This window comes from Actinokineospora diospyrosa (assembly GCF_024171925.1).
In the GTDB taxonomy this organism is placed as follows: domain Bacteria; phylum Actinomycetota; class Actinomycetes; order Mycobacteriales; family Pseudonocardiaceae; genus Actinokineospora; species Actinokineospora diospyrosa.
Window position 1 is genome coordinate 175,609 of sequence record NZ_JAMTCO010000011.1, and the last position, 15,937, is coordinate 191,545.

Genomic DNA, 15,937 nt, shown 5'->3' on the forward strand with positions numbered 1-15,937 from the left:
CCACAACGTGACCCCCGCGACTCCCCCCGAACGCGACAGGTGGGCGGGTGCACACCCGCCCACCTGCACGCTTGGTCCGCTTAAGCCCCGCGCGGTCCGCTTAGGCCTCGCTCGGTCCGCTTAGGCCCCGCGGTCCGCTCACGCCTTGGGGGTCAACACCGTGTCGATCACGAACACGGTCGCGTTCTTCGTCGGGATGTTCCCGCAGAGCACCTTCGCCCCGTTGACCGTGATGTCGTCCCCGGACCCGGCGATGGTGATGTCCCCACCCGCGGCGTTGAGCGACTTGACGGTCTTCGCGGCGAGAAGGCCCGCCTTGTCGTAGCGCTTGGCGACCACGTGGAACTGGAGAATCGGCGCGAGAGCAGCCGGGTTCTGCGCCAACTCCTGGAACTTCGCATCCCCGAGCGCGGCGAACGCCGAGTCCGCAGGCGCGAACACAGTCAAGTTGTCCGTGGTGTTGAGGGTGTCAACCAACCCGGGAATCGCCTGCACCGCCGCGACCAACTTGGTCAAGAGAGGATTGGTGCTAGCGGCCGTAGCGACGGGCTGCGGCCCCATCGCGGTAAGCCCGCCTGCGGCATCCCCCTGGGGCAGCGCCTTGCAACTCCCCCCGAAGACATCAGCCGCAGTCGTGACGCCATCGCTGGCAGCCGCCGCAGCACCCATCTGCGCGGCAGTGGTGGTCGTGGCCGCCGCAGGGGCGGAAGAAGAGCTACTCCCCGTCTCGTTGCTGCTGCACGCGGCTAGAGACAACGCCACGAGGACAACACCGAGGACCGGCTTGAGTTTGCTCACCAGAATCTCCTTAGAACGTAGACAGTCCTAAGAGTTCGACACCGCTTCCAACCGCGGTTTGGCTCCCTTTAAGGATTTCTGCCCACGAACGAGTGACTCTTTCCCCGCCCACAACCACTCTCACCGTCGCCCCTTTTGCGACGCCGCCCTCTTCGCGCGCCCGCGCACCCGAGCCCAGCCCGGCCCCCACCCTCTCCGGGGGGCGACCCCGGTGCCAGTCTACTAGGCCCCACCGACAAAGGATCTTGAAAATGCCCGCCGGAGATCCACATGTGGACAACTTCTGTCGCTGGACCGGGTGAATAACCAAGACGGCACGGCAGCATTGACCAGGCAAAACGCTCCCCGAGATACCGATTCGACCGCCCCACGACCCAAGTCGTCCGCAGCTGATCAACTCGGCGCCCGATACCCGCCAAGCACCCACACCCCGCCGCACCCCAAACCCCTGCGGCAGCCCAAGAACCGCCCCCAACCGCTTCCCCGCACGCGCGGGTCCGGGGGCGCAGCCCCCACCCTCACCGGGGGGCGACCCCAGGGCCAGTCTACTAGCCACCCCCGAAAGTGGATCTTGAAAGCGGACGCCAGAAGATCCACATGTGGACAACTTCTGTCGCTGAGACGGGTGAATGTCGAGGCGAGACATGGTCGTTGACCTGGGAAACGCGCGAGAGGTCACCAGCGAGAGGGCCCCGCGAGCGAAGTCGCCCGCGGCTGATCAACTCGCCGCGATCGCACGCACGCAACGCCGCGACCCGAGCACAAGAACACCGTCGCGGCAAACAAGAAGCGCGCCAACCAAGACAGGCAGCCCAAGAGCCACCCCAACCCGGCTCCCCCCGCGCGCGGGTCCGGGGCGCAGCCCCCACCCTCTCCGGGGGGCGGCCCCAGGGCCAGTCTACTAGGCCCCACCGACAGTGGATCTTGGGAAACCCCAGCCGAAGATCCACATGTGGATAACTTCTGTCGCCCAGAAGCGTGAAGTCGGCGGGAGCGAAAACGATCACTCCACAGTGAACAGAGAGGAGTGCCAACCCGTTGCCCCATCGGGGATCGGCGGCACGCGCACGTCTGTCTGCGCGTACCCGTTCCGGTCAACGGCCCGTACCTCGGCCCGGTGACTGCCCGGTGTCAGCTGGAAGGTGGTGCGCCAATGCCGCCACGTCTGGTTGTTGACCTCCACCGCCAGGTCCGCCGACTGCCAAGGGCCGCCGTCGATGCGGACCTCCACCCGGTCCACCCCCACCTGCTGCGCCCACGCGATCCCCGCCACCGTCACCGCTCCGGCGGGCACGGTGGCGAACCCGCGCGGTACGTCGATGCGCGACTGGGTCTTGATCGGCGCGCGGGCGGCCCAGCCGCGGTCCTCCCAGTAGAACGACTTCTGTCCGAACCGGGTCAGTTCCAGGTCTACGACCCACTTCGTGGCGGACACGTAGCCGTACAGCCCGGGCACGACGAGGCGTGCGGGGAAGCCGTGTTCGACCGGGAGGGGTTCGCCGTTCATGCCGATTGCCAGTAGGGCGCCTCGGCGGGGGTCCATCACGTCCTCAAGCGGCGTTCCGGCGGTCCAGCCGTCGGTGCTGGTGGAGAAGAGTTGGTCGGCGTCTGGCTGGACTCCCGCTTCCAGCAAGAGGTCGCGGAGCAGGATGCCGGTGAAGTTGGACGTGGAGATGTAAGGGCCGCCGACCTCGTTCGAGACGCAGGTCATGGTGATGGTGCGTTCGACGAGGGGGCGGTCTCGGATGTCGCCGAAGTCGAGGTTCAGTTCGGTGTTGACCAGGCCGTGGATGCGTAGGTGCCAGTCCTCGGCGCGGAGGCGGGGCACGGTAAGAGCCGTGTCTACGCGGTAGAAGTCCTTATTGGGGGTGATGAAGGTGGGCGTGCCGATGTTGGCGAAGTCCGAGCCGTTGGGGATGGCAGGGGCTGGGGTGGCTGGTTTGAGAGAGCCAACGGCAGCGCGGGAGCCTTCGACGTCTACGCGACCGGCGAGGAACTGGCCGAAGCCGCCGAGGACACCTGCGCCGACGGCGAGGCCGCCTGATAGGCGTAGGAAGGTGCGGCGGGATTCATCGTCCGAACGTCGCAGGGCGGTGCTGTGTAGGTAGCGGAAGGAGAAGACGCCCGCCAAGAGAGATGCGATAGGCGCGATCACGGCTACGGCGCCCAGGTCGGGACGGTTGAGTACGGCGATGATCCCGAGCACGCCGAGCACTCCGGCCAGCGCCAAGCCGGGTAGCGGCGAGCGGCGCGATAGGAGACCGGCTACGACCGCGAAGCCGAGGATCGTCAGGCCCATCCCGCCGAGCAGGACAAGCTTGTCGTAGGTGCCGAACGTGCGGACCGCGAAGTCCTTGAGACCAGTTGGAGTTAGGTCGATCGCGGTGTTGCCTACGGCTAGAAAAGGCGAGGCGTTAGGGCCGACGAAACCGGCGACCAGGTGGCCGGCAGCTAGAGCAGCTGCCACGGCAAGGACGCCGATGAGCGCGGCGACCCTCTTACCCAAAGTGTCCACAGGGGTGGTTCGTAGCCGAAGGCACCGAGGATCGGGACACGATCAGGCCAAAGCTGCGCGTAGGCGGTCCTCCTCGACCTGCCAGTACCCGTGCTCAGCGTCATCGACCAGGATCACCGGCACCCGATCGCCGTACTCGGCACGCAATTCCGGGTCGCTGTCTACGTCAACTGCCGACCAGGCCACCTCTAGGTCCGCGCAGATGCGGGCCACATCGGACTCAGCCACCTCGCAGGCGTGGCAGCCCTGCCTGGTCATGACGGTCACCCTGCTCATGACTCGACGCTACCGCGCAGGCCCGCGCGGCGGATCTTGCCGGTGACCGAGTGCGGCAGGGACTCGGCGAACTCGACCACTGCGGGCACCTTGAACCGCGCTAGGTTCGCCCGGCAGTGCTCTAGCAGCCGTTCCTCGGTCAACGAGACCCCGGCCGCGGGCACGACGACCAGCTTGACCCGTTCCCCCGCGCGGTCGTCGGGCACGCCGACCGCGGCCGCCTCGGCGACCTCCGAGAGCTCGCCGACGACCTGCTCGACCTCGTGCGGGTAGACGTTGAAGCCGTTGACGATGATCAGGTCGGTGGACCGGTCCACCAGCCGCAGGTCGCCGTCGGCGTCGAAGTAGCCGACGTCGCCGGTGCGGAACCAGCCCTCGGCGTCGGGGCCGCCCGCGCCGTCGGGCCAGTAGCCGCTGAACAGGTTCGCGCCGCGCGCGGCGACCAGGCCGGTGTCGGAGTCCTCACCGAAGTCCGAGGCGAGCGATTCGTCCGGGTCGGCGGAAGCCGCCACGGGTCGGCCGTCGGCGTCGACCAGGCGCAGTTCGACGCCGGGGATCGGGCGGCCGACGAAGCCCGGCTTGGCCACGCCGCCGACCAGGGTGGAGGTGAGCACCGGGCCGGTTTCGGTCAGCCCGTACCCCTCGAAGATCGACAGACCGGTCTCCTGGCGGAACAGCGCGAGCGTGCGCGGGTCGAGCGGGGCGGCGCCGGAGGTGAGCATCCGGGCGGTCGACAGCGCGTCGCCGAGGCGGTCGCGGCCCGCGGTGGCGAGCGCCTGGTACATCGCCGGGACGCCGACGACGGTGGTGACCCGGTGCTCGCGACAGGCGTCGAGCGCGGTGTCGATGTCGAACCTGCCGGTGAGGATCCCGGTGGCACCGGTCAGGGCGACCTGCCAGAGGCCGGACAGGCCGTAGGCGTGGGCGAGCGGCACGGCGAGCAGCACCCGGTCGGTCGGGGTGACCGGCGCGGGCCGCAGGGCGGCGCACTGCTCGGCGTTGGCCAGCAGCGCGCGGTGCGACAGCAGCACGCCGCGCGGGGTGCTGGCGGTGCCGGAGGTGTAGCAGAGCAGGGCGGTGTCCTCGCCGCCCGCGCGGCTCGGACCTGCGAAGTCCGACTCCGGGGAGTCATCGAGCACCGGATCGGGGAGGGCGGTGACGACTCCCCCGGTGCGATCGGTAACCCTGGGTACGCCAAAAGCGAAACACACACCGCTGTGGTCGAGAACTCGCTCGACTTCGCGGGGCACGGCGTCGGTACCCAGCGGCACCGCGACCGCACCGGCCCTCAGCACCGCGAACAGCACGACACACGCCGGGAGGCTGTTGGACATCACCACCGCGACCCGGTCACCGGGGGCGATCCCCAGTCCGACCAGGGTGTTCGCGTAGCGGCCGACCGCCGCGTCGAGCTGCCGCCAGCTCAGCGACCGGCCGCTGGGCACGTCGAGCAGCCCGGGGTGGGCGGGTACCTTCTCGCTCGCCGCGGTCAGCAGGTCGGCGACATTGCCGGTGGACCCCTGCGCCATCGTCACGGCCCTCCCCCTCGTTCTCCAGCACGACCAGTTCGATCACGACCAGGAAGCAGCGAGCACCGCAGTGTGGCACGCATCACCCACGTCACGGTTAACTACCTACTCCGATCCCATCCTGGCCCACCCGCCGTTGTCCACCGAGAACTGACTACCCGAAAAAGCTGCGATGCCCCGGCGGTGGCGCGACCGCCGGGTCCGAGGGAGTGTGCGGCCGTCCGATGACCCGCCAGACGCGATCCGACCCGACCCGACCTGGTGTGCCGTCGGCACGGTCGGCCACCGACGGCGCCGGGCAGCCGGGCGCGGCGGTACCGGAGGAGGCGCACAGCGAGTCGTGGGCGCTGGTGCACGCCGCCCAGCAGGGTGACACGGTGGCCTTCGGGCAGCTCTACGACCGGTACGTGGACGTGGTCTACCGCTACGTGCTGTTCCGGGTGGGCGACCGGGAGCTCGCCGAGGACGTCACCAGCGAGACCTTCTTACGCGCCTTACGCCGGATCACCTCGGTCACCTACCAGGGCCGCGACGTGGGTGCCTGGTTCGTCACCATCGCCAGGAACCTGGTGCTCGACCACGTGAAGTCCAGCCGGTTCCGGCTCGAGGTCACCACCCCGGAGATCCGCGACTCCGAGCGGCTCGAGGCCGGTCCTGAGCAGCAGGTGATGTCCAAGGTCACCCGCGAGGCGCTGCTCGGCTGCGTCGACCAGCTCGGCGACGACCAGCGCGAGTGCATCGTGCTGCGGTTCCTGCAGGGCTTGTCCGTCGCCGAGACGGCGGAGATCATGAACCGCAACGAGGGCGCGGTCAAGGCGCTGCAGCACCGCGCGGTGCGCCGACTGGCGCAACTGCTGCCCTCCGAACTGCGATGAACCGGCCCGTTCGACTGGATCCGGCGCGTCCGGGTGCGAGAGGGTGCGTTGACCCTTTGGGGTCAATCGATATGTGCCACGTGGCCGGGCCGTAACCCGGAGACAGACGAGTCGTTTCATCCACAGCGAGACCCACAGGAGTCGGAGCGGGATGGTGGACAGCGGAGCCGGGTCGACCGGGCCCCAGGGCGAGCGTGCGGACAGACCGCGCGCGGGCCGCGCGCACCCTGGGCTGGTCGACGAACTGGGTCCCGAGTTCACCGACGACGACCACGCCATGGTCGAGCTGCTCGCCACCCTCAGCCGCGGTACCGCGCCGAGCGGCGCGGCGCGCGAGCGGATGCGCGCCAAGATCACCGCGAGCCTGGTAGCCGACCCGCAGCACCCCGACCGCGCGGCCGACCCCGACCTGTCTGACCTGCCTGACCCGTCCGAGCAGTCCGCCGACCCGGCCCTCGCCGACCGCGACGACCAACCCCGGGGTGAGCGCCCGTCGCCCTCCCCGCGCCGCGCCGGTGAGGCGCGCCAGGGCAGGCAGCTGCGCGCGGGCCGCGCCCCGCGCGGGCGCCGCGATCCGGACTCAGCGCCAGCTCCGCGCCCATCGCCCTCCCCCCGCGGCTCGGCCCGCACCCGGTTCACCGTGGCCGCCGTCGCCGTGTTGGCGCTGGTGTTCTCCCTCGCGGGGATGAGCCTGCTCCTCGCGCGTGACGCGCTACCTGGTGATGCCCTCTATGGCGTGAAGCGGACTGGTGAGGCTGCCGCGCTCGGGTTGACCTTCGGTGAGGAGGAGAAGGCCTTTAAGCACCTGGAGTTCGCCACTGCGCGCGTCACGGAGATAGAGACGCTTGCGCTGCGCTACGCGAACCCGAATGACGCGCCGACCTCCGGTTACCTTGCCGCGCTCGGCGACTTCGACAACGACGCGATCGCGGGTAGCCGTGCCTTGACCGCCATCGCGACCGGCGGTGACGGCAACCAGCTGGCCACCTTGCGCGCGTGGGCCGACCAGCAAGGCGCCCGGTTGGCCGCGCTGCGCCCCAAGCTGCCCTCGGAGACCGACAGCAGGCTCTCGGCGTCGTTGACCGTGCTCGACCGCGTTGAGGGCCGTGCGGCCGCGCTACTGGCCCGGATGGCCTGCTACCAGGTGACCTCCGGCGACCTCGACGAGATCGGCGCCCTGCCCGCGACCGTGGCTTGCGAGGTAAGACCCGACGCGCCGCGGGTCTTACAGACGCCGAGCTCACAAGCGGGCAACACGCCGAGCCCAGGTAGTACCGACACGCCGCAGCCGACCAGTCCACAACCCGGCCAGGCGACGGTGACGACGACCCCTGCCGCACCCCGGACCACGACGCCACCACCCCTGGTGGACCTACCGCCGATCATCGGGTCCCCCAGTCCCAGCCCCGGCACCAGCACCCCGGTAGTCCCGGGCGTGCCGGTGCCGCTGCCGTTGCCGCTGCCCCCGATCGAGCTGCCGCAACTGCTGCCCGGCATCGGACCCATCCGGATCGGCTGAGGGCGCCACCGCGGTGCGCGGGGGATCGCTACCCTGGTGGGCACAGCGAAGAACCAGCGGGGAGGCGTGCGGTGTCCGTGCGGCGTGGGGGTAGGAAGAACCCCGAACTCGAACGCCTCGCCGCGCTCGCGGGAGAGGCGAGCGCCGAGGCGGCTTCCGTCGCGATCGAACAGTCCGACACCCCGGTGCCGATCGACCTGACCGCGGCGGCGTTCTTCGACGTGGACAACACGATCATGATGGGCGCGTCGATCTTCCACTTCGCCAGGGGACTGGCCGCGCGCAAGTTCTTCTCCAACTCCGACCTGGCCAAGTTCGCGCTGCAGCAGGTGATGTTCCGGGTCGGCGGCAAGGAGAGCGCCGAGGGCATCCGCAGCAGCAGGGAACAGGCGCTGTCCTTTGTGGCCGGTCACACGGTCGCCGAGCTGAGCGCGCTCGGCGAGGAGATCTACGACGAGCTGATGGCCGACAAGATCTGGCCGGGCACCCGGGCGCTCGCGCAAATGCACCTCGACGCCGGGCAGCGCGTCTGGCTGGTCACCGCGACACCGGTGGAGCTGGCCGCGATCATCGCCCGCAGGCTCGGCCTGACCGGCGCGCTCGGCACGGTCGCCGAGAGCACCGCGGACGGCGTGTTCACCGGCAAGCTGGTCGGCGAGATGCTGCACGGCCCGGCGAAGGCGCACGCGGTGCGCTCCCTGGCCGCGCGCGAGGGCCTGGACCTGCGCCGCTGCACCGCGTACTCGGACTCCTCCAACGACATCCCGATGCTGTCGGTGGCGGGCACCGCGGTCGCGGTCAACCCCGATTCCGGTCTCCGTGAAGTCGCCCGCAAACGGGGCTGGGAGATCCGCGACTTCCGCACCGGCCGCAAGGCCGCCAAGATCGGCGTCCCCTCCGTGATCGGCGCAGGCGCCCTCGCAGGCGCAGTCGCCGCAGGCCTCGCCTACCGCAAACGCGCCGTCTGACCAGCACGGGCTGATCCACTTTCCTCGACGGGTGGCGGACTTGTCTGTACCGTTGTGAACATGAGTGTTCCGCAGCGAACAGCCAAGTCCATCCTGGAGATCGCCGCCGAGGTGCTGGTCCGGGACGCGACGGCGTCGTTGGCGCAGGTGGCGGCGGCCGCGGGGATCGGGCGGACCACGCTGCACAAGCGGTACCCGACCCGGCAGCACCTGCTGGTCGCGGTGGCCGAGGAGTCGTTGGACATCCTCGACCGGGCCGTCACCGAGGCCATCGGGGACGACCCGGGCGAGTCCCTGCGCGACCTGGTCGACGCGCTGGTGCCGTTGGGCCCCCGGCTGGAGTTCCTGCTGCGGCAGCCCTCGCTGGACGCCGAGCCGGAGCTGCAGGCCCGCTGGGTGCAGGTCGACCGGCCGCTGACGGAGTTCATGGGTCGGGTCGCCGAGGCCGGGCTGCTGCGGCCGGGGGTGGCCCCGTGGTGGGCGGTGTCGTCGCTGTACGCGGTGGCGTACACGGCGTGGGAGGGCGTGGCGCTGGGGAAGCTGGCGCCGCTGGACGCGGCGGGGTTGGCGTACGGCACGTTGATGGGGGGAATCGGGCGATGAGGGCGGAACTGAGACTGGGCACCCGGCTGGCCGTGGAGCGCGCGGCCGTGTGGTTGATGGCCAGTCGGGGCGACGGTGTGGCGCGGCTGGTGTCGAGCCCGTGGCGCGCGGACCCGTACCCCACTTACGCGCGCCTGCGCGAAGGCACCGGGGTGTACCGCAGCAAACTCCGCATCACCTCGGTCGCCACGCACGCGCTGTGCTCGAAGGTGTTGCGGGACCGGACTTTCGGCGTGCGCAGCACCGACGGCGCCGAGCCGCCGCCGTTCGCCGCGTCCGGGTTGCCCGGCGAGGTCGAGGTGATCCCGTCGATGCTGGAGGTGGACGCACCCGACCACACCCGGCTGCGCGCGCTGGCCAGGCCCGCGTTCAGCCCCGCCAAGATCACCGGCTACCGGGCGGGCATCGAGGAGGCGACCGCCCGGCTGCTGGAGCGGGCGCTGGCCAAGGACCGGTTCGACCTGATGGCCGACTTCGCCGCGCCGCTGCCGATCACCGTGATCAGCGCGTTGCTGGGCATCCCGGACGTCGACTCGGCGGCGTTCGTCCGCTACGGCCGGGTCCTCGGCGCGTCGCTGGACGGGACTAAGTCGGTTCGGCACGCGCGGGCCCTGCGCACGGCCAACCGCGAACTGCGGGCGCTGTTCACCAGGCTCATCGCCGAGCGCACGGCGGACCCGGGCCCGGACGTGATCAGCGCGCTGGCCACCTCGACCGGGCTCACCGCGCTGGAACTGGCCACGACCTGCGAGTTGTTGCTGATCGCGGGCTTCGAGACGACGACCAACCTGATCGGCAACGCGGTGTGGACCTTCGCGCGCAACCCGGACCAGTGGGACCGGTTGCGCGCGGACCCGGCGCTGGTGGGCGCCGCGGTCGACGAGGTGCTGCGGTACGAGCCGCCGGTGCAGATGACCGCGCGGATCCCGCACCGCGACACCGAGGTCGCGGGCACCCCGGTCGCCGCGAACAGCATGGTCATCGTGCTGCTCGGCTCGGCGGGCCGGGACCCGGCGGCGTTCGAGCGGCCGGACGAGTTCGACATCGGTCGGCCGAAGGGGGCCGACCACCTGGCCTTCTCCAGCGGCGCCCACTACTGCCTCGGCGCGCCGCTGGCCAGGTTGGAGGGTGAGATCGCATTGGGGGCACTGGCCGGGGCGTTACCCGCGATCACCGCGGTCGCCGAGCCGAAGTGGCGCAAGACGACCGTGATCCGGGGGTTGAGCGAGCTGTGGCTCAGCCCAGGAACGGGTTCCCGCGCTGGTTGAGCATCCGGTAGAGGGTCTGCTGGATGGTCTCGCGGATCTGGTCGGTGAGGGTGAACAGCAGCATCGGGTCGTCGTCCGCCGCGTACTCGGCGGTGGGCACCGGCGGTCCGAAGTGGATGTGCCACTTGGACGGCAGCGGGATCGCCCCGAGTGGACCCAGCAGCGGGAACAGCGGGGTGATCGGGAAGTAGGGCAGGCCGAGCAGCCGGGCGAGCGGCTTGAGATCGCCGATCTTGGGGTAGATCTCCTCGGCGCCGACGATCGAGCACGGCACGATCGGGACCCCGGTGCGCAGCGCGGCGGAGACGAACCCGCCGCGGCCGAAGCGCTGGAGCTTGTAGCGGTCGGCGAACGGCTTGCCGATCCCCTTGAAACCCTCCGGCCACACCCCGACTAGCTCGCCCGAGCGCAACAACTGCTCGGCGTCGGGGTTGCAGGCCAGGGTCTGGCCGGACTTGCGGGCGAGCGCACCCAGTAGCGGCGTCTGGAAGACGAGGTCCGCGCCGAGCATCCGCAGGTACCGGTCGCGGTTGTCCTTGACCGCCACGGCCGTCATCAACGCGTCCCACGGCAACGTGCCCGAGTGGTTGGACACGACAAGAGCCCCGCCGGTCGCCGGGAGGTTCTCCGCGCCAGTTACCTCTACCCGGAACCACTTGCGGTAGACAGCCCTCAGTGGAGGCAGCAGCAGGGTCTCGGTGAGGTCAGGATCGAACCCGAACTGGTCGACGGTGTAGTCGCCGGTGAGTCGCCTACGAGCGAAGCCCAAGGCGTCCGCCACGGCCCCCCGTAAGCCCGTGGCAGGCTCAACGGCCGGAGTTGGGCGTATCGGTGTTGGCTCGACCGCGGGGCCCTCCTGGGCGGGCTTGCGCTGCCGGTCCCCTCGATCCAGGGGGATGACCTGGGCCTGCTGCACGCGTGTCACCTTCACCGAGTACCCGCCACGGCGCGTTCGAGACGCTCGATCACCGAGGGATCGATGACGGGGCGTAGACCGCTGCCGTGGACGTAGTCGTCGAACGCCTGACGGGTGGTCCACCGCGGGGTGAACCCGAAGACCGTGCGCAGTCGAGTCGTGTCCACGACCCGGCCGTGGTTGAGGTAGTGCACGTGGTCCGGGGAGAAGTCGACCACCCGCGCCCCGCGCAGGAGCCTGCCCGCGGTGGGCATCGCCGCGCGCGGCACCGGGAACGGGATCCGACCAGCGCGGCGGATGGCCTGCGAGAGCAGCAGCACGCCGTCGCCGCCCGCGTTGAAAACTCCCGAGACCGGATTGGTCACAGCTCGCTCGAGGATCGCTAGCGCGTCCTCGGAGTGCAGCAACTGCAGGCGTGGGTCGTAACCGAGCACAGTTGGCACTACCGGCAGCGCGAAGTAGCGGGTGAGCACGGTGTCTACGCGAGGACCGATGAGGTTGGTCAGCCGGACCACCGTGACGTCGACGTCGGGTCGGCGGCGGGCGAACCCGCGGACGTACCCCTCGACCTCGACGGCGTCCTTGGCGTACCCGCTGGAGGACAGCTCGCGCGGCGGGTCGTCCTCGGTGAGCACGGCGGGCAGCCGGGCACCGGCGCCGTAGACCGCGGCGGTGGACTTGACGACGAGCTTGCGCACCGAGGGGGCGCGCTGGCAGGCGGCGAGCAGCTGCATCGCCCCGATGACGTTCATCTCCTTGACCGCGCTGCGCCGGGCGGGCCCGGGCGGGTTGGCGGTCAGCGAGGCGTGCACCACGGTGTCCACCTCGGCGGAGGTGATGACCCGGGCGATCAGCGGGTTGCGGATGTCGGCGCGGACGAACTCGGCCCGGCCGGTCCCGGCGATGACCTCGCCGACGGACCGGTGCGGGCCGACGGTGTCGACGCCGAGCACGCGTTCGATGGACGGGTCGGCCGCCAACCGGGCGGCCAGATGGCCACCCAGGTGGCCACCGACGCCGGTGACCAGGACGATCCTGGGCGTCATGGGGACCCCCGGGGAGTGGGCGCTGAGACCTCGAGCCTACTCGCGCCCACGGTGCTCCCCCGGTCGGGCAACGCAGGGTTAACGCAGGTCACACGGGTTGTTACCTGCGGCGTCCGCACCAGCGGACGCCGCGGGCGGGCACTACTTCTTGAGCTTGCGACGCTGCACGCGAGTCTTGCGAAGCAGCTTGCGGTGCTTCTTCTTCGACATGCGCTTGCGACGCTTCTTGATGACCGAGCCCATGTGTGTCCTTACGTGTTTCTAGGTCGTTCCAGGTGTCCGGCGCTCCGGTGCGGCGTCACGTCGTCGACGCGCGCCAAGACACCAGGCACAACGGCTGGCCAGCCTACCGGGCCCGGTCAGCACGCTCGCGGGCGGGCGGCTCAGCCCGCGTCGAAGTAGGCGTTCTGCAGGTAGTCGTGCACCGCCTTCTCCGGAACCCGGAACGACTTGCCGACCCGCACCGCGGGCAGCTCACCGCTGTGCACCAACCGGTACACCGTCATCTTCGAGACCCGCATGAGGGCCGCCACCTCGGCCACCGTCAGGAATTGCACCTGCGGGAGGCCGGGCGGATCGGAGTCGCGCTTGCTCGCAGGCATGATCCACCGCGTCCTTAACCACGCGTCGCGCCGTCGGCTTCCCCACCGACGGGTTCGACACGCACGTGTACCGATCGAGAGTAGCGGGACACGTGTGACAAGTGCGACGTCACTTCGGGTTCAATCTGCCTCGTGCGCCCGGCCCAGCTCGCGCGAGCGGTCCCGGGCCGCCTCGATGGCCGCCAGCAGCGCGGCGCGCACCCCGTGCCGCTCCAGTTCCCGGATGGCCATGATGGTGGTGCCCGCCGGTGAGGTGACGGCCTCACGCAGGGTCACCGGGTGCTCACCGGTCTCGGCCAGCATCGCCGCGGCGCCCACCGCCGACTGGATGATCAGCTTCTCGGCGACCGCGCGCGGCAGGCCGAGCAGGATGCCCGCGTCGATCATGGCCTCGACCAGGAAGAAGAAGTACGCCGGGCCGGAGCCCGAGAGCGCGGTGACCGCGTCCTGCTGCGACTCGGGCACCCGCACGACCTTGCCGACGACCGAGAGCAGCTCCTCGACCACGGCCAGGTGCAGCGAGCTGGCGTGCTTGCCCGGCGAGATGGCGCTCATGGCCTCGCCGACGAGCATCGGGGTGTTGGGCATGACCCGCACGACCGGCACGCCAGCGGGCAGCCTGCGCTCGAACAGCGACGTCGGCAGGCCCGCGCACAGCGACACGATCAGCGTCTCGGCGCTGACCGAGACGGCGAGGTCGTCGAGCAGCGGGTCGATGTCCTGCGGCTTGACCGCCACGACGAGCACGTCGGCCGTCTTGGCCGCGGTCGGCACGTCCACCGCGTCGATGCCGTAGGTGTCGGTCAGCTGCGCGCAGCGGCTCGCGGAGCGCTCGGTGAACAGCAGCTCGTCGGCCTGCCTGCCGCCGTGCAGCAGCCCGGACAGCAGGGCCTCGCCGATCTTGCCCGCGCCGAGCACCGCGATCACCGGCCGTGCGTTCGCCTCAGTCATGGCGGACAGGCTAACGACTCGTTCCCGGTTTTCCCGGTAGCGGTCCCCGATCGGGTAGCCGGGATTTGCCGTCCCCGGCGAAACTATGGTCTAGACCATTGCCCGCACATTGTGGAAAACAGTGAAAAAGTGGTCGATAACCGTGATGCACTAACCGATCGCCGATAGCGCCAACTGTCGCGCTTGGCACACCAGCCTGCCGGTGGAATCCACCACGGTCGCGTCGGAGTCGAACCAGACGCCGTGCACCGCTTTGGACTCGACCTGGATCCGCAACCACCCCGGCGCGGGCCGCGAGCGCAGGTGCGCGGTGAGCTGCACCGTCGGCGACCACCCCAACCGGCCCAGGTTGAACGTCACCGGCATGGAGATGTCCCCGGCCACTAAGGCAAAGAGCGGGTCGGCGTGCTCACCGCGCGGCCGCGCCCACAACCGCAACCGCAGCGGATCACCGATGTGCCCGTGCAGGAACCCGGCCCCGTTGGGGTCCAGCCGCACGTCGCAGACCTCGCTCAGCTTGAACACCGACGCCGAGGGCACGGTGGACAGGTCGATGGCGTTGCCGGGTGGTTCTGCCGCCTGGTTCGGCAGATCCGTCCAGGCCGCGCGCTCCCTGGGCAACCTGCCGGTGGTGACCACGCCCTCGACGCAGCTGTGCCCGCTCTGCTCCAGGTGCACCGCCACGACCGTGGTGCGGCGCCCGGACTTGCGGACGTCGGTGCGCAGCAGGACCGGGCCGACCCCGGGTGGGCGCAGGAATTGCGCGCTCACCGCGAGCGGGTCGACCAGGGGCGCACCGGCCCCGTTGTGCGTGGCCACCGCCGCCTTGGCCAGCAACGCCATCAGGAATCCCCCGTGCGGGCGCCCGCCGACCGTCCAAGGGGCCGGGAGGTCGGCGGTGAACGTACCGTCCCCCAGCGGGCGCACCCGGATGGCCGCGGCGAACGCCCCACCAGCCTGCGCGGGCCCGCCCGCCCGGACGTCGCCGTGCCCTGCAGCACTACTCATGGGCGATAGCCTGCCACGCCCGCGTCCGCGATTTTGCGCTGTGCCACGGATCGGGGTTCTAGTCAGCTCCGAGAGGCGAGCGCGCGGAGGAAGAATGCGGTGTTCGCGGGTCGCTCGGCCATCCTGCGCATCAGGTAGCCATACCACTCCCCGCCGTAAGGTACGTACACCCGCACGGTGTGGCCCAACTGCGCCAACCGGAGCTGCTCGTCGGGTCGGATACCGAAAAGCATCTGGTGCTCGAAGCTGCCCGGCTTGCGGCCGTGGGCGTCGGCGCGCTCGCCGATGATCCGCACCAACCGCGGGTCGTGGGTGGCGAACTTCGGGTAGCCGTCGCCCGCGAGCAGCGCGTTGGCGCACCGGACGTAGCTCTTGTCGACCTCGATCGGGTCCTGGAAGGCGACCGTCTCGGGCTCCTTGTAGGCGCCCTTGCACAGCCGGACCCGCGAGCCGGAGGTGGCCAGCGCGGTGACGTCGTCGAGAGTGCGGTGCAGGTAGGACTGCAGCACGGCGCCGACCCACGGCCAGGTGCTGCGCAGCTCGCCGAGGATGCGCAGCGTGGAGTCCGTGGTGGTGTGGTCCTCCATGTCCAGCGTCACCGTGGTGCCCGCCGCCTCGGCCGCCGCGCAGATCCGCTTGGCGTTGGCCAGCGCGAGGTCCTCGTCGAACATCTGCCCGACCGCGGAGAGCTTGACGCTCACCTCGGCCCGGTCCGACAGGCCCTCGGCGTGCAGCTGGTCGAGCAGCTCCAGGTAGGCCTGGACGGTCTGCTCGGCGAGCGCGGCGTCGGTGGTGTCCTCACCGAGGTGGTCGAGGGTGACGGTGAGACCGGAGTCGACCAGTCGCCGGGTGACGGCGACGGCCTCGGCCGTGGTCTCGCCCGCCACGAAGCGGCGCACGACGTCCCGGCTCACGGGAGCGGTCGCCACCAGACGGCGGATGGTGCCGTTTCGCGCGGCAGCCAGAATCAACGAACGCAACGGGTTCACGCTGGGAACTGTACGGCTCGGTGTCCTATCGAGCCATACAGCCATCCGGTCGTCCTACCTTTGCGCCGAACTGG

Annotated in this window: 16 protein-coding genes; 5 read left to right on the plus strand and 11 right to left on the minus strand. The window is 70.3% G+C overall.

The features are described from left to right. Positions 1-138: 138 nt before the first annotated feature. From LV75_RS23175 to LV75_RS23190, 4 genes are all read right to left on the minus strand, one after another. Positions 139-798 carry a fasciclin domain-containing protein gene (locus LV75_RS23175; protein ID WP_253889093.1) on the minus strand — a complete coding sequence of 220 codons (660 nt, stop codon included), beginning with the start codon at positions 796-798 and terminating at the stop codon, positions 139-141. 1,003 nt (positions 799-1,801) lie between these two features. Beyond that, positions 1,802-3,313: a molybdopterin-dependent oxidoreductase gene (locus LV75_RS23180; protein ID WP_253889094.1), complete on the minus strand. Its 1,512-nt coding sequence runs from the start codon at positions 3,311-3,313 to the stop codon at positions 1,802-1,804. A gap of 42 nt (positions 3,314-3,355) precedes the next feature. Then, positions 3,356-3,589 carry a glutaredoxin family protein gene (locus LV75_RS23185; protein WP_253889095.1) on the minus strand — a complete coding sequence of 78 codons (234 nt, stop codon included), beginning with the start codon at positions 3,587-3,589 and terminating at the stop codon, positions 3,356-3,358. Then, positions 3,586-5,118, minus strand: a complete 1,533-nt coding sequence (locus LV75_RS23190) for an AMP-binding protein (RefSeq protein WP_253889185.1) — start codon at positions 5,116-5,118, stop codon at positions 3,586-3,588. Before LV75_RS23190 ends, LV75_RS23185 begins: the two co-directional genes overlap by 4 nt. Positions 5,119-5,342: 224 nt before the next feature. On the opposite strand from LV75_RS23190, the gene LV75_RS23195 reads away from it, so the two are divergent. The 5 genes from LV75_RS23195 (at position 5,343) to LV75_RS23215 (ending at position 10,351) form a co-directional block, all read left to right on the plus strand. Further along, the gene (locus LV75_RS23195) at positions 5,343-5,993 is read left to right on the plus strand and encodes a sigma-70 family RNA polymerase sigma factor (protein WP_253889096.1); all 651 of its coding nucleotides are present in this window, start codon (positions 5,343-5,345) and stop codon (positions 5,991-5,993) included. A gap of 151 nt (positions 5,994-6,144) precedes the next feature. Then, positions 6,145-7,512, plus strand: a complete 1,368-nt coding sequence (locus LV75_RS23200; RefSeq protein ID WP_253889097.1) for a DUF5667 domain-containing protein — start codon at positions 6,145-6,147, stop codon at positions 7,510-7,512. A gap of 71 nt (positions 7,513-7,583) precedes the next feature. After that, positions 7,584-8,480, plus strand: coding sequence for an HAD family hydrolase (locus tag LV75_RS23205; RefSeq protein WP_253889098.1), 897 nt, complete (start codon positions 7,584-7,586; stop codon positions 8,478-8,480). Positions 8,481-8,540: 60 nt separating this feature from the next. After that, complete coding sequence (locus LV75_RS23210) at positions 8,541-9,083, plus strand: TetR/AcrR family transcriptional regulator (RefSeq protein WP_253889099.1); 543 nt, start codon at positions 8,541-8,543, stop codon at positions 9,081-9,083. Further along, on the plus strand, positions 9,080-10,351 hold the full coding sequence (locus LV75_RS23215) for a cytochrome P450 (protein WP_253889100.1): 1,272 nt from the start codon (positions 9,080-9,082) through the stop codon (positions 10,349-10,351). The genes LV75_RS23210 and LV75_RS23215 overlap by 4 nt, the downstream gene beginning before the upstream one ends. Here LV75_RS23215 and LV75_RS23220 read toward each other — a convergent pair. The 7 genes from LV75_RS23220 to LV75_RS23250 form a co-directional block, all read right to left on the minus strand. After that, positions 10,320-11,276 (minus strand): lysophospholipid acyltransferase family protein, encoded by a 957-nt coding sequence (locus tag LV75_RS23220; RefSeq protein WP_253889101.1) that lies wholly within the window; start codon positions 11,274-11,276, stop codon positions 10,320-10,322. The two genes, LV75_RS23215 and LV75_RS23220, sit on opposite strands and share 32 nt — an antisense overlap. A gap of 2 nt (positions 11,277-11,278) precedes the next feature. Beyond that, positions 11,279-12,313 carry an NAD-dependent epimerase/dehydratase family protein gene (locus LV75_RS23225; RefSeq protein ID WP_253889102.1) on the minus strand — a complete coding sequence of 345 codons (1,035 nt, stop codon included), beginning with the start codon at positions 12,311-12,313 and terminating at the stop codon, positions 11,279-11,281. A gap of 141 nt (positions 12,314-12,454) precedes the next feature. Beyond that, a complete protein-coding gene (locus LV75_RS23230; protein ID WP_018684825.1) occupies positions 12,455-12,556 on the minus strand; it encodes a 30S ribosomal protein bS22 in 102 nt (33 codons plus the stop codon). Positions 12,557-12,696: 140 nt separating this feature from the next. Continuing rightward, a complete protein-coding gene (locus tag LV75_RS23235) occupies positions 12,697-12,915 on the minus strand; it encodes a helix-turn-helix domain-containing protein (protein ID WP_204449182.1) in 219 nt (72 codons plus the stop codon). 120 nt (positions 12,916-13,035) lie between these two features. Beyond that, positions 13,036-13,866, minus strand: coding sequence for a pyrroline-5-carboxylate reductase (proC, locus tag LV75_RS23240; protein ID WP_253889103.1), 831 nt, complete (start codon positions 13,864-13,866; stop codon positions 13,036-13,038). Between the two features lie 150 nt (positions 13,867-14,016). Next, positions 14,017-14,874 (minus strand): thioesterase family protein, encoded by an 858-nt coding sequence (locus LV75_RS23245; protein WP_253889104.1) that lies wholly within the window; start codon positions 14,872-14,874, stop codon positions 14,017-14,019. Between the two features lie 62 nt (positions 14,875-14,936). Further along, positions 14,937-15,863 carry a proline dehydrogenase family protein gene (locus tag LV75_RS23250; RefSeq protein WP_253889105.1) on the minus strand — a complete coding sequence of 309 codons (927 nt, stop codon included), beginning with the start codon at positions 15,861-15,863 and terminating at the stop codon, positions 14,937-14,939. Between the last annotated feature and the right edge of the window lie 74 nt (positions 15,864-15,937).

Excerpts from the sequence above, each read along its gene's own strand:
- LV75_RS23215 (WP_253889100.1), top strand. The coding sequence starts at position 9,080 with ATGAGGGCGGAACTGAGACTGGGCACCCGGCTGGCCGTGGAGCGCGCG.
- LV75_RS23200 (WP_253889097.1), top strand. The coding sequence starts at position 6,145 with ATGGTGGACAGCGGAGCCGGGTCGACCGGGCCCCAGGGCGAGCGTGCG.
- LV75_RS23210 (WP_253889099.1), top strand. The coding sequence starts at position 8,541 with ATGAGTGTTCCGCAGCGAACAGCCAAGTCCATCCTGGAGATCGCCGCC.
- LV75_RS23235 (WP_204449182.1), bottom strand. The coding sequence starts at position 12,915 with ATGCCTGCGAGCAAGCGCGACTCCGATCCGCCCGGCCTCCCGCAGGTG.
- proC (WP_253889103.1), bottom strand. The coding sequence starts at position 13,866 with ATGACTGAGGCGAACGCACGGCCGGTGATCGCGGTGCTCGGCGCGGGC.
- LV75_RS23230 (WP_018684825.1), bottom strand. The coding sequence starts at position 12,556 with ATGGGCTCGGTCATCAAGAAGCGTCGCAAGCGCATGTCGAAGAAGAAG.
- LV75_RS23190 (WP_253889185.1), bottom strand. The coding sequence starts at position 5,118 with ATGGCGCAGGGGTCCACCGGCAATGTCGCCGACCTGCTGACCGCGGCG.
- LV75_RS23195 (WP_253889096.1), top strand. The coding sequence starts at position 5,343 with ATGACCCGCCAGACGCGATCCGACCCGACCCGACCTGGTGTGCCGTCG.
- LV75_RS23225 (WP_253889102.1), bottom strand. The coding sequence starts at position 12,313 with ATGACGCCCAGGATCGTCCTGGTCACCGGCGTCGGTGGCCACCTGGGT.
- LV75_RS23245 (WP_253889104.1), bottom strand. The coding sequence starts at position 14,874 with ATGAGTAGTGCTGCAGGGCACGGCGACGTCCGGGCGGGCGGGCCCGCG.
- LV75_RS23185 (WP_253889095.1), bottom strand. The coding sequence starts at position 3,589 with ATGAGCAGGGTGACCGTCATGACCAGGCAGGGCTGCCACGCCTGCGAG.